Consider the following 12,528-nt stretch of genomic DNA (forward strand, 5'->3'; position numbering starts at 1 on the left):
AGCCGTTTGCGCAATAGCCCCTGTAACCAGCCATGATGCTGACAATAGAGCTGATGCAGATCTGCTGAGGTATCAATATTGGCTGATGACATGTCTGGTGCCTGAAACGGAGCGATAGGAGGTCAAATTTCAGGCGCATATTAATTGAGAATGATTTTTATTTCAACGCTAAGGAAAATGTGGATACGATATCGAAAGGAGAGGAGGGGGAAGCTGTTCGTGGAGCTACAGGATTAGAATATACCACGCCCGGCAGCAGATTCAGGCGTGGTGATGTTCAACGAAATAGGGATGGCAGGCCGAAGTGCCAGACTATCCCAACACGTTACTTGATGGCCTGAGCCGGAACCTGTGCGGCACTGTTAAAGCTGAGCTCGTTGATGGCACTCCATTTGTTCACATCGGTGCCGAACGTATCCAGCTTGAAGAATTTCGCTTTCACGGCAGGGAAGGTGAATTTTTCACCGTCTTTGGCATTGTTGGAGGTGACCAGATTGTCAGCCAGTTTTTGCCAGATTTTACCGTCGGTGGAGTAGGAAACAGAGAATTTCAGTTTGCGTTCGTCCGCTTTGAAAGGAACCAGAACAAAGTTTTCAACCGACTGTTCTTTATCCAGTTCTACCTGAACCCAGCTCTCACCATTTGCCGCCCAGCGCGTTTTTACGTCGCCATCGGCAATGTTGGCCGGTTTGTGGCCCTTGTCTGAATCATAAGCGGAAGCTGTCACCGCCGTTACTTGTACCGCGTAAGCGGAAAGAGAGAATAAACCGCACAGGAGCGTCGTAGCCAGAGTGTATTTTTTCATATTATTCCTCGTAGATAACGGATAAACCATGCATGCCTGCAAACCAGAAACATGAAATGGAATCTCATTGTGATAAAAAAGAAACAAGGTTTTATTTATAGCGATCACGTTGCGGGGATTTTTCTATCAGGAAAAAAGCAGAGCGGGATGGGGCGCACATTATGGCACCCGCCTTGCCACGAGGAGTATAGATAAAGAGGTTAGCCGAGCGGCAGCGCCATGAGAACGGCGTCTTCCCGACCCTGGGCCGTGGGGTAATAATCCCGGCGCACGGAGACTTCGTTAAATCCCAGACTTTCATAAAGCGCGATGGCTCGCGCGTTTGACTCGCGGACTTCCAGCCACAGCGTCAGAATGCCGCGCCGCTCCATTTCGTCGATCAGGTGTTCCAATAACTGGCGACCCAACCCCTGACGCTGGTGGTCGGGGTGTACCGCGATATTGAACAACGTCGCTTCATCCAACACGACTTGTGTGATGGCGTAAGCGGCAAGCTGCCCGCCATGCTCCAGTTTGATGTTGAAATAACGCTCACCTTGATTGCTGACAAACGTTTTTTCCGACCAGGGAAAGGCGTGGCTGGCTTGTTCAATTTTAAAGGCTTGTGCCAGATCGGCTGGCGTCAGAGAAGATATCGTGTTCATGTTCACAGATCTGTTGCCACAGCGCCCGTTTGGCGTCGGCATTTTGATAAAGTTCGGAAAGCAGAGGGCTGGAAAGCTGAACACCCTGTAGCGCAATGGGTTCCGCGATGCCCAACCGCCAGCTATGGCAGTGCGAATCGGCGGGCAACATCTCGATCTGCTGCTGCGTCAGGCGATAGGCTTGCGCAGGCGTGAGCGCCAGACTGTGCAAAACGTCGGTCAGCAGCGGTTCATCATCGGCCAGCGGCTCGGCGGAGACAATCACCAGACGCACCTGTTCGGGCAGACTGACGGCGATTTCGCCTTGCAGCACCGTCGGGCGACGCAGCGTCCACTGCGTAATCCCCAGTTGCTGTAGCAGCCTGTCACGTCTTGATTCCATGCATTATCCTGTCTGGCGTGCGAGAAAATGATTCGTGCCTATGCTAACAAACCCCGTCAGACTGCGCCAACGTCGGTGCGGTTATTTCCTCTCCGCTCTGCAACTTCGGGGACGAAGCGTATATAATCCCCCGCTCAATGATTAAGGAGCCGTAGCCTGATGTCCGCATTAACCCCAGCCAGTGAAGTCATACTGCGCCATAGTGACGAATTTCTTTCACGCCGAGTTCTGTTTGCCGGTGATTTGCAGGATACCCTGCCCGCGCAATTTGAGGCGGCGTCAGTGCGTGTCCATTGCAACCAATACCACCACTGGCAACAGATGGCAAAGCCACTTGGGGATAACGCTCAATATGGTCTGGTCGCGGATGCGGCGCTGGTGGCGGATAGCGACACGCTGATTTATTACTGGCCGAAGAGCAAACAGGAAGCGGAATTCCAACTGCGTAACCTGCTGTCTCTGATGCCGGTCGGTACGGAAATCTTCGTTGTTGGAGAAAACCGCAGCGGCGTGCGTAGTGCGGAAATTGTGCTGTCTGACTTCGTTGAACTGGTAAAAATCGACAGCGCGCGCCGCTGTGGGCTTTACCACGGTCGGATTGACAAGCAGGCCAGCTTCACGCTGGATGAGTGGTGGGACGAGTATGTGACGGACGGCGTGACCGTCAAAACGCTTCCGGGTGTCTTCAGTCGTGATGACCTGGATCCGGGTAGCCGACTGCTGCTGTCTACGTTTGAGCCGCACATGAAAGGCAAAGTGCTGGATATCGCCTGTGGTGCGGGCGTGCTGGCATCGGTACTGGCGAAACAGTCACCGAAAATCCGCCTGACGCTGAGCGATGTCAGCGCAGCCGCGGTGGAGTCCAGCAAGGCAACGCTGGCGGCGAATGCGTTGGAAGGCGAGGTGATTGCGAGTAACGTCTATTCCGACATTAATGGCCGCTTCGATATGATCGTGTCTAATCCGCCGTTCCATGACGGCTTACAGACCAGCCTGCAAGCCGCGGAAATGCTGATTCGTGGTGCGGTAACCCATTTACCGATTGGCGGGCAGTTACGCATCGTCGCTAACGCCTTCCTGCCTTATCCGGCGCTGTTAGATGCCGCTTTTGGTAGCCATGAAGTACTGGCGCAGACCGGACGCTTCAAGGTGTATCAGGCCACCGTCGGTCGTCCGCCGCGCACAGGAAGCAAAGGTCGTCGTCGGTAATCCTATTGATTCAGTGCCGCCATACTCTCCTTGCCGTAGCGTTCACCTGCTGCGGCATCGGGTGGGAAAATAGCATCAATGGCGGCCAGTTCCTCTTTCGTCAGCGTGACATCCAGCGCCGCGACGTTCTCTTCCAGATAGCGGCGGCGTTTAGTGCCCGGAATCGGCACGATATGTTCACCCTGTGCCAATACCCACGCCAGCGCCAGCTGTGAGGGCGTCACCTGTTTTTCCTGCGCCAGTTGGTTGATTTTCTCTACCAACTGCAGATTTTTACCGAAATTTTCCCCCGAGAAGCGTGGATTGGTACGACGGAAATCGTCGGCAGCCAAATCGTCCGGGCTGCGAATCGCGCCGGTCAGGAAACCACGCCCCAATGGGCTGTAAGGCACAAACCCGATACCCAGACGCTCACAGGTGGGCAGAATCTCTGCTTCCATATCGCGTGTCCACAGTGAGTATTCGCTCTGTAACGCCGTAATGGGGTGCACGCGGTGCGCACGTTCCAGCGTGGCGGCGGAGGCTTCACTCAGGCCGATGTAACGAATCTTGCCTTCCTGAACCAGCTCTGCCAACGCGCCGACTGTCTCTTCAATGGGAACCGTCGGGTCGATGCGGTGCTGATAGTAAAGATCGATAACGTCAGTCCCGAGGCGCGTCAGGCTCCCTTCCACCGAACGGCGGATGTAGTCCGGTTTACCGCAGATGCCACGGGCGTGGGGATTCGCCGGGTCGCGGATGATGCCGAATTTGGTTGCCAGAAAGACCTGTTCGCGTTTGCCTTTTATGGCTTTGCCGAGCAGCAGCTCATTGGTGTGGGGGCCATACATATCGGCGGTATCCAGCAGCGTAACGCCCAGCTCCAATGCGCGATGCAACGTGGCAATGGATTCTTTTTCGTCCTGCGCGGTGGAGTAGAAATCACTCATTCCCATGCAGCCTAGCCCAATAGCCGAAACCTGCGGGCCGTTCGCACCTAATTTGCGCTGTTGCATTGTCATCTTCCTCATGTCGTTGGCAGTGAAAGCAGTCTGGTTGTTTATCCAGCAAAGATAAATACCCATTTTTATGCAACACTATTCAAAAATAACCAACAATGGTGGCGGCGATGGATCACATTCAGGCGATGCGGGTTTTTGTGCGTATTGTCGAACTGGGCAGCTTTAGCCGCGCGGCGGAGCGACTGACGCTGCCACGCGCGACGGTAAGCAACACCATCAAACAGCTTGAAGCACGGCTGGGAGTTCGTTTGCTGCAACGTACGACTCGTCAGGTGCAGATCACCGACGAAGGGCGCGTTTATTATGAACGCTGTCTGCAATTGCTCGTGGAAATAGAAGAAATCGACACGCTGTTCACGCAGCAAAAGCAGCAGCCTATTGGCAAAGTGCGGGTGGATATGCCGCACTCGCTGGCGCGGGAGATCGTCGTTCCGGCGCTGGGCGAGTTCTACGCGCGTTATCCGCAGGTAACGCTAATGCTGAGCGCCAATGATGCGGCGATTAATGTGCTGCGTGAAGGCGTCGATTGTGTGCTGCGCGCCTGGCAGACGGACGACGAAACGCTGGCAACCCGCCATTTGCCATCAATGCCGCAGATTACCTGTGCGTCGGCCGACTATCTGGCGCGCTACGGTGTGCCGCGTTCGCTTGATGAGCTGTCGGGGCATCAGATGGTCGGCTATTTCTCTCTGCGTACCGAATACCGTTATCCGCTGGAATTCATGTCGGGTGATGAGTGCATTACGCGTATGCTGCCCGGTGCGTTGCAGGTTAACGGCACCGATGCCTACATCGCCAGCGCGCGTGCCGGATTGGGGATTATTCAGGCACCGCGTCGCGGCCTGCGCCCATTTCTGGAAAGTGGGGAACTGGTGGAGATCCTGCCGGAAATGCCGCCGCCCGCGATGCCGCTTTATGTGATGTATGCGCCCGGTCGTTTTCTCGCGCCACGGATTCGTGTGTTCATTGAATGGCTCGATGAGCTCTTTACGCGCAACGCCGCAGCGAGATGATGATTTTTGCAGCAAACCCCGCATTCCAGAGGAAATAATCATTGACGTGAACGTGAAAACCTCTAGAATTCGGCCCCGTAGTGATATTGCGTAAAGCAGTGTTGCGAAGGTGGCGGAATTGGTAGACGCGCTAGCTTCAGGTGTTAGTGTTCTTACGGACGTGAGGGTTCAAGTCCCTCTCTTCGCACCAACATCACTACACGGTTCTGGTTTGTCGAACCGAAGCAGTAAATCAGTGTCGCATGACATAGTTATTACATGACAGAATTGCGAAGGTGGCGGAATTGGTAGACGCGCTAGCTTCAGGTGTTAGTGTTCTTACGGACGTGAGGGTTCAAGTCCCTCTCTTCGCACCATGTCGTGATAGATTTAGCGTGTAAGATAGGTTTACTGCATAAGACAAACAACATTCTCAGTGCGAAGGTGGCGGAATTGGTAGACGCGCTAGCTTCAGGTGTTAGTGTCCTTACGGACGTGAGGGTTCAAGTCCCTCTCTTCGCACCACAGATTCCCTCTGTATCTTCCTGATTTTCTTCCCTGTTTATTCTCTTTCATCCCGTTTCTGGCTATGCCGCTTTTTCGCGATTATTTACCATTCTGAGTTGTGCACTCTTTCTCGTTTACTTATCTACATCCACGTACATTTACAGCGTCGTGAGATTAAACGTGACGGACAGCGCCGCCAAACCGCCAGCCAGCGCAATGCAGGATGGCAGCAGTAAATAGTGGCGTAAACGTTGATGAAACAGCATGACAAGCGTCGCCAGCAGGGCGATGGCGATAATCACTTTTAGATGCGTCAGATTCAGGTTGAGCAGCGCCAATAGCGGCATGATGGCACAAGGCAGTAACACGCCCCAGGCGCTGGACAGATGCTTCCCCATACACCAACTCACCCCCCATAGCCCGCAGGCTGTGATCATTGCTGTCAGCATTTTTCCACCCGTCAAAAATGATAATGATAACTAATATCATATAAGAATTTATATCAATTACTAGCTTTTTGACGAGCAGATTGTTGGAATTTTCTACCTAGGCGCGTTAATCGGGATGTTGAGTGCTCAAATGCTGGCGTATCAGGTAGATCATATTCACGATAGCGGGCGATCGCTCATGTTTGCGCCAGATAGCCGCAATTTGTGTATGGATTTCGGGCATACCGATATCATGATAGGTCACATTATCCGCCTTAATACAAGCGAGAGATTCCGGCACAAGCGTGATGCCGAAGCCTGCGGCGACCATCCCGATAGTGGCCGTTAACTGCGGAGCAAAGGGGCTAGGTCTGGGGCCATAGCCTGACAGATAGCAAGTGCGGATTATCATGTCGTGTAGCCCTGGACACACCTCGCGTGGGAAAATAATCAGCGGTTCCTGACGCAGTTCGCTGAGTGAAACCTGCGTTTTATGGCTAAGCACGTGTCCTGCGGGTAACACCAGCTTCATCGGCTCTTCGGCCAAAATTTCCCCGTTAATCTCATCACTGAGATCGCAAGGTAAACGCAGAAAGGCGATGTCGATATTACGTTCTTGCAGCGCAGTGATAAGCGCTGCCGGATTTTCCTCCTTTGGCAGCGGCTGAACGTGTGGATGCTGCTGACAGTAACGATGCAGCAGCGCAAGCACGGTTGGGTGGAACATGGCCGACGGCGAAAACCCCACGTTCAGGCTACCTTTCTCACCCCGCGCAATGCTTCTTGTCCGCGCGATGGCCGAATCGGTAAGCTGCAAAATCTGACGTGCATCTTCATACAGCGCTTGTCCCGCCTCGGTCATTTCTACGCCGCGCGTCAGTCGCTTGAACAGCGGTGTACCGATCTCCTGCTCGAATTTCTTGATCTGCTGGCTGAGAGGCGGCTGTGACATCCCCAGATTTTCCGCCGCACGCGTGAAATGCTTAGCTTGTGCAACGGCGACAAAATAGCGCAGATAACGTAGCTCCATTTACGTGACTCCATATGTTTCCGATCTTGAAATGACCTTAATTGCATATTGGAATTTTGTTCTCTCACGCGTCAATCTTTATCTAAATATTAGCGTTATTTAAGTAATTGGTGCGGTGAGAAGGACGGTATGAAAACGAATGTCAGTGAACAATCCTGTGAAGAATCCTTTGTTAGCTACGCCCATGATTTTTGGCGACAGCATGCAGACAGCGTTATTTATCAAACCTCATTAATGAGTGGACTAATAAATGGTGTATACGAAGGCAGCCGAACGATGGCTGAATTACTGGAGCATGGTGACTTTGGATTAGGAACATTTAATAGTTTGGACGGGGAACTGGTTGCCTTGAATAGCCAGATTTTCCAGCTGTTATCCGACGGCAGCGCACGGGCGGCGAAGCCGGAGCAGAAAACGCCGTTTGCGGTCATGACGTTCTTTCGCCCGACGGAAACGATCCGTTTTGATCGCTGGACCTCGCGTGAAGACGTACATCGTCAGATCGATGAGATCGTGGGAACGGATAATCTGTTCTGTGCCTTGCGGATTGATGGGCGTTTTCGCTGCATTGAAACGCGTACCGTCCCCCGACAGTGCCGACCTTATAAACCGATGCAGGAAGCGATTGAAGGGCAACCAACATTTCATTTTGAACACCGTAGCGGCAGCGTTATTGGTTTTCGTAGTCCAGCTTACACTCAGGGAATGAATGTCGCGGGTTACCACGAACATTTCATTACTGACGATCGCCAGGGCGGCGGTCATATTCTGAATTATGACGTCGAGCAGGGCACGCTGACGTTTGGTGTGATTGCCAAACTGATCATCGATCTGCCTCAGGATCGGGAGTTTCTCAATGCCGACCTGTCCTCAGAAAACCTCAACAGCGTAATCCAGTCAGTAGAGAGCTAGTCATTTCATCGGAGTCATGTCATGGAAAAGTCCACCGAACAGCAAAGCTGGAGCAGCGGAGCCGAGCTGATTGTAAAACACCTGGAAGCGCAGGGCGTGAAGCATATTTTTGGTATTCCCGGCGCAAAAATTGATCGTGTGTTTGATGAGCTGGAAGACTCGACGATCCAAACGATCCCAGTACGGCATGAGGCGAACGGCGCGTTTATGGCGGCGGCGATAGGGCGCCTCACGGGGAAAGCAGGAGTGACGCTGGTGACATCCGGCCCCGGTTGTTCCAACCTCGTCACCGGATTGGCAACGGCAACCGCAGAGGGAGATGCGGTAGTGGCGCTAGGCGGGGCGGTTAAGCGGGCAGATAAACTTAAGCTGACGCACCAGAGTCTGGACACCGTCAGCCTGTTTCAGCCGGTCAGTAAATTCAGTGCGGAAATTACGGCTTCTTCCGCCATATCGGAAGTGCTGGCGAATGCTTTTCGGGCGGCAGAGAGCGGGCGTCCGGGGGCGGCGTTTGTCAGCCTGCCGCAGGATATCGTCAATGAACCGGTCACTAGCCCGGTGCTGGCGTGTCCGAACTTGCCGTTGCTAAACGGCGCGCCGCATAGCGACATTGCCGAAGCGGCCAAACGGCTGCGGCAGGCTAAAAATCCGGTGCTGCTGCTCGGGTTAATGGCCAGCCAGCAGGAAAATGCGCAGGCACTGCGTCGTTTCCTTCACCATAGCAAACTGCCCGTGACCAGCACGTATCAGGCTGCTGGTGTGATCGATCAGCAGCAGTTCGATCACTTTGCCGGACGTGTCGGATTATTCAACAATCAGGCTGGCGATAAGCTGCTGCAACAGGCGGATGTGATCGTTACCGTAGGTTACAGCCCGATTGAGTACGATCCGGTGTTATGGAATAGCGGCAAGGCGACGCTGATCCACATCGATGTGCTGCGAGCGGAGATCGACAGCGCTTATCGTCCCGATATCGAGCTGCTTGGGAATATCGCAATGACGGTGGACACGCTGAATGCCTGCATCAGTGAACCGTTTATCTTGTCTACTGATACACAGTCCGTGTTGCGGGATCGTCAGCGCCAGCGCCACGATCTCAGTACGCGCGCCATCAACATGGCGGGATTTGCGATCCACCCTCTGCGTCTGGTACGGGCGATGCAGGATATCGTGAATGAGGATGTCACGCTGTGTGTGGATATGGGGAGTTTCCACATCTGGCTGGCGCGTTACCTGTATAGCTTCCGGGCACGACAGATTTTGATGACCAACGGTCAGCAGACGATGGGCGTGGCGCTACCGTGGGCAATCGCCGCATCGCTGGTGCAGCCCGGCAAAAAAGTGGTGTCTGTTTCCGGCGACGGCGGGTTTATGCAGTCCAGTATGGAGCTGGAAACGGCGGTGCGTCTGAAAAGCAATCTTCTGCATATCATCTGGGTGGATAACGGCTACAACATGGTGGAAATTCAGCAGCGGCACAAATACCATCGTCCGGCGGGCGTGTCGTTTGGGCCGATTGACTTCAAAGCGTATGCGGAAGCATTCGGCGCGAAAGGGTTTGCCGTTGAATCTGCGGATGAACTGGTCAGCAAACTCCGTCAGGCGATGGACGTCGACGGCCCCGCGGTGATTGCCATCCCCGTTGATTATTCCGATAACCATTGGTTGATGGAGAATCTGAATATTAGCGTGCTGATTTAGTTTGTATCAATTTTGTGCCCGCTTATTTGTGCCCGCTTAGTAACGATGGCGGGCACAAAACAGAGCCTTGCTATAACGCGTTAATAAATCGACTGATACAGCGCGTTAATCTCATCGATATTCGTATCGCGCGGGTTGCCGCCGGTGCACACATCGTCAAAGGCAGCCTGTGCCAGTGCTGGAATATCCTCTTCTCTTACTCCGACATCACGCAGTCTCGGTGGAATATCCACATCGTGGGAAAGCTGCCGCACGGCGTTAATCGCGGCTTCCCGCACTTGGGCTATCGGCATCTCAGCCGCGCCTTTTACCCCCATTGCCACGGCGATGTCTCGGAATTTTTCACCCGTATAATCCGCGTTGTAGGCCATGATATGCGGCAGCAGGATCGCGTTAGCAACGCCGTGCGGGGTGTTGTAAAACGCGCCGAGCGGGTGCGCCATGCCGTGTACCAGCCCAAGCCCAACGTTCGAAAACCCCATGCCGGCGATGTATTGCCCCAGCGCCATCTCTTCCACGCCTTTCGGCTTCCCAGCAACGGAGTCGCGTAGTGAACGGCTGATAATCTCAATGGCCTTCAGATGCAGCGTATCGGTCAGTTCCCAAGCGGCTTTGGTGGTGAAACCCTCAATGGCGTGCGTCAGCGCGTCAATCCCCGTAGCGGCTTTCAGCGAGGCAGGCATACTCATCATCATATCGGGATCGACGATGGCGACAATCGGAATATCATGCGGATCGACACATACGAATTTGCGGCGTTTTTCTTCATCGGTGATGACATAGTTGATGGTGACTTCTGCGGCCGTGCCGGAGGTGGTCGGGATCGCAATAATCGGGACGGCAGGGCGTCGGGTGGCGGCAACGCCTTCCAGGCTGCGGACATCGGCGAATTCAGGGTTATTGATAATAATCCCGATAGCCTTACAGGTATCCTGCGGTGAGCCGCCGCCAACTGCGATCAGATAATCGGCCTGTGATGCCTTGAAGCGCTCGACGCCCCTTTCCACCACGGCGATGGTTGGGTTGGGAATCACTTCATCGTAGATATCGTAGGGTAAGCCTGCCTCATCCAGTTTCGCCGTGACGTTGGTCGCGACGCCAAATTTAACCAAATCCTTGTCCGTCACCAGCAGCGCTTTTTTGAATCCCCGCCGCCTCACTTCATCGACAATGTGGGCAATCGCGCCCGTACCAAAGTAGGACGTTTCGTTAAGGATCATTCTGTTAGCCATCATCTATCTCCTAATCACGTTTGATTTTGATAAAGCGAAAAATGCATGTCGCGCAATTCCTTGCTATTAGTGTGGGATAAATCGGTTCTCAGCGCCTTCCGCCAGGTGCCATGTCACCTTGTTTGCTGGCACTGAGGTAAAGACGCCTGAGAAACGGTTCACAGAATCGTGATGATGATGGCGGAAGGGAGGGAGTCAGGTTGGGAGTCGTTGTTGGTTTTTGATTGAAAAAATCTAATTTAGGTTTGTTTTTATCATTACATTATCTAATCCGAATGGTGTTTTCGGTTGGGTGCCAATGCCTGCGTTATCCATTTTTAATGTCATTAATTTGTGGTTTACGCTGATTTAAATAATTTACGTGCTTATTTTTGTTAATTATTAAGAATATTACGCTGCTTTATTTTTTGTGGGCGGCTCGACTTTCTTTGTCTTCTATATAATTTATCTTATGCCTGAGAGAGTGGTTTAACCTGCGCGTCAGTGGTAAGTTCAATCATAAGATATCGTTTGCGCAGTGTGTTTTATCGCCTGAACGCCATGCGCTGAAGAGGGATGAAGAATGGCAAAGCAGACCCCGTTGTACCAACAACATCTGGCCGATGGTGCCAAAATGGTGGATTTTCACGGCTGGATGATGCCGCTGCATTACGGTTCCCAACTGGATGAGCACCACATTGTGCGTCGGGAAGCCGGCATTTTTGATGTCTCCCACATGACCATCGTCGATTTGCACGGCGTGAGAACGCGTGAATTCCTGCGCTATCTACTGGCGAATGATGTCGCCAAACTCACACAGTCGGGCAAAGCCCTGTATACCGGCATGCTGAATGCCTCCGGCGGCGTCATTGACGATCTGATCGTTTACTTTCTCACGGAAGACCATTTCCGACTGGTTGTGAATTCCGCGACCCGTGAAAAAGATCTCGCCTGGATCGGGCAGCACGCTGCACCGTTCGGGGTTGAAATCCGCGAGCGCGACGATCTGGCGCTGGTTGCGGTGCAAGGCCCGCAGGCGCAGGAAAAAGTGCAAAAACTCCTGAAGGCAAAAGGCCTGAGTGATGCAGACGTGGCTGCTGTCGCCAGCATGAAGCCGTTTTTTGGCAAGCAGGCAGGTGACTTCTTCGTTGCCACAACAGGTTATACGGGCGAAGCCGGTTATGAAATCGCGCTGCCGAATGAACAGGTGGTCGATTTCTGGCAACAACTGCTGGCCGTTGGTGTGAAGCCATGCGGACTGGGCGCACGCGATACGCTGCGGCTTGAAGCGGGGATGAACCTGTACGGTCAGGATATGGATGAGGGCATTTCGCCGCTGGCCGCCAATATGGGCTGGACAATCGCCTGGCAGCCGGAGGATCGCGAGTTTATCGGGCGTGAAGCATTAACGCATCAGCGTGAAAAAGGGACCGATCAACTGGTTGGTTTAGTGCTGACGGAAAAAGGCGTATTGCGCAATGATTTACCTGTGCGCTTTACTGATAGTGATGGCGTGATGCGAGAAGGGGTCATCACCAGCGGATCGTTCTCGCCGACGCTTGGCGTGAGCATCGCGCTGGCGCGTGTTCCGGTGGGGATTGGTGAGCAGGCGATGGTGCAGATTCGTTACCGCGAACTGCCTGTTCACGTGACCAAACCCGGTTTTGTCCGTGCTGGAAAAGCCATCGTTCAGTATTAATAGCCGC

12 protein-coding genes and 3 tRNA genes are annotated in these 12,528 nt (G+C 53.4%); 8 read left to right on the forward strand and 7 right to left on the reverse strand.

From position 1 onward, the window contains the following. Window positions 1-325 precede the first annotated feature (325 nt). From DMB82_RS03700 to DMB82_RS03710, 3 genes are all read right to left on the reverse strand, one after another. Window positions 326-805, reverse strand: coding sequence for a discoidin domain-containing protein (locus tag DMB82_RS03700; RefSeq protein WP_116164219.1), 480 nt, complete (start codon window positions 803-805; stop codon window positions 326-328). Window positions 806-1,005: 200 nt separating this feature from the next. Further along, entirely contained in the window at window positions 1,006-1,449 is a 444-nt protein-coding gene (gene rimI, locus DMB82_RS03705; protein WP_116164221.1) for a ribosomal protein S18-alanine N-acetyltransferase, read from the reverse strand. Beyond that, window positions 1,400-1,831, reverse strand: coding sequence for a DNA polymerase III subunit psi (locus DMB82_RS03710; protein ID WP_102118051.1), 432 nt, complete (start codon window positions 1,829-1,831; stop codon window positions 1,400-1,402). Before DMB82_RS03710 ends, rimI begins: the two co-directional genes overlap by 50 nt. A 159-nt stretch (window positions 1,832-1,990) precedes the next feature. On the opposite strand from DMB82_RS03710, the gene rsmC reads away from it, so the two are divergent. Further along, window positions 1,991-3,040: a 16S rRNA (guanine(1207)-N(2))-methyltransferase RsmC gene (rsmC, locus tag DMB82_RS03715; RefSeq protein ID WP_116164223.1), complete on the forward strand. Its 1,050-nt coding sequence runs from the start codon at window positions 1,991-1,993 to the stop codon at window positions 3,038-3,040. Window positions 3,041-3,042: 2 nt separating this feature from the next. Here the strand turns inward: rsmC and DMB82_RS03720 are convergent, their stop codons facing one another. Beyond that, complete coding sequence (locus DMB82_RS03720) at window positions 3,043-4,035, reverse strand: aldo/keto reductase (protein WP_116164226.1); 993 nt, start codon at window positions 4,033-4,035, stop codon at window positions 3,043-3,045. Between the two features lie 113 nt (window positions 4,036-4,148). Here DMB82_RS03720 and DMB82_RS03725 point away from each other — a divergent pair, with 113 nt between their 5' ends. The 4 genes from DMB82_RS03725 to DMB82_RS03740 all read left to right on the forward strand — a co-directional run bounded on the left by DMB82_RS03725 (window position 4,149) and on the right by DMB82_RS03740 (window position 5,558). Continuing rightward, window positions 4,149-5,054: a LysR family transcriptional regulator gene (locus DMB82_RS03725; RefSeq protein ID WP_116164228.1), complete on the forward strand. Its 906-nt coding sequence runs from the start codon at window positions 4,149-4,151 to the stop codon at window positions 5,052-5,054. Between the two features lie 103 nt (window positions 5,055-5,157). Then, a tRNA-Leu gene (locus tag DMB82_RS03730) sits at window positions 5,158-5,244 on the forward strand. A 79-nt stretch (window positions 5,245-5,323) separates the two neighbouring features. After that, window positions 5,324-5,410: transfer RNA gene (locus DMB82_RS03735), tRNA-Leu, on the forward strand. 61 nt (window positions 5,411-5,471) lie between these two features. Beyond that, window positions 5,472-5,558: transfer RNA gene (locus DMB82_RS03740), tRNA-Leu, on the forward strand. Window positions 5,559-5,698: 140 nt separating this feature from the next. On the opposite strand, the gene DMB82_RS03745 is transcribed toward DMB82_RS03740, so the two are convergent. Together DMB82_RS03745 and DMB82_RS03750 are read right to left on the reverse strand one after the other, a co-directional pair. Beyond that, window positions 5,699-5,989: a DUF1435 domain-containing protein gene (locus DMB82_RS03745; RefSeq protein WP_029369019.1), complete on the reverse strand. Its 291-nt coding sequence runs from the start codon at window positions 5,987-5,989 to the stop codon at window positions 5,699-5,701. A 106-nt stretch (window positions 5,990-6,095) separates the two neighbouring features. Then, on the reverse strand, window positions 6,096-6,998 hold the full coding sequence (locus DMB82_RS03750; RefSeq protein ID WP_102118047.1) for a LysR family transcriptional regulator: 903 nt from the start codon (window positions 6,996-6,998) through the stop codon (window positions 6,096-6,098). Between the two features lie 129 nt (window positions 6,999-7,127). On the opposite strand from DMB82_RS03750, the gene budA reads away from it, so the two are divergent. Both budA and alsS read left to right on the forward strand, forming a co-directional pair. Beyond that, a complete protein-coding gene (budA, locus tag DMB82_RS03755) occupies window positions 7,128-7,910 on the forward strand; it encodes an acetolactate decarboxylase (protein WP_116164230.1) in 783 nt (260 codons plus the stop codon). A gap of 21 nt (window positions 7,911-7,931) precedes the next feature. Next, window positions 7,932-9,611: an acetolactate synthase AlsS gene (gene alsS, locus DMB82_RS03760; protein ID WP_102118045.1), complete on the forward strand. Its 1,680-nt coding sequence runs from the start codon at window positions 7,932-7,934 to the stop codon at window positions 9,609-9,611. A gap of 80 nt (window positions 9,612-9,691) precedes the next feature. Here the strand turns inward: alsS and fucO are convergent, their stop codons facing one another. Further along, entirely contained in the window at window positions 9,692-10,843 is a 1,152-nt protein-coding gene (fucO, locus tag DMB82_RS03765) for a lactaldehyde reductase (protein ID WP_116164232.1), read from the reverse strand. Window positions 10,844-11,405: 562 nt separating this feature from the next. Here fucO and gcvT point away from each other — a divergent pair. Then, complete coding sequence (gene gcvT / locus DMB82_RS03770; RefSeq protein WP_102118043.1) at window positions 11,406-12,521, forward strand: glycine cleavage system aminomethyltransferase GcvT; 1,116 nt, start codon at window positions 11,406-11,408, stop codon at window positions 12,519-12,521. Window positions 12,522-12,528 lie beyond the last annotated feature (7 nt).

It is taken from the genome of Pectobacterium aquaticum, from assembly GCF_003382565.3.
Lineage (GTDB): Bacteria > Pseudomonadota > Gammaproteobacteria > Enterobacterales > Enterobacteriaceae > Pectobacterium > Pectobacterium aquaticum.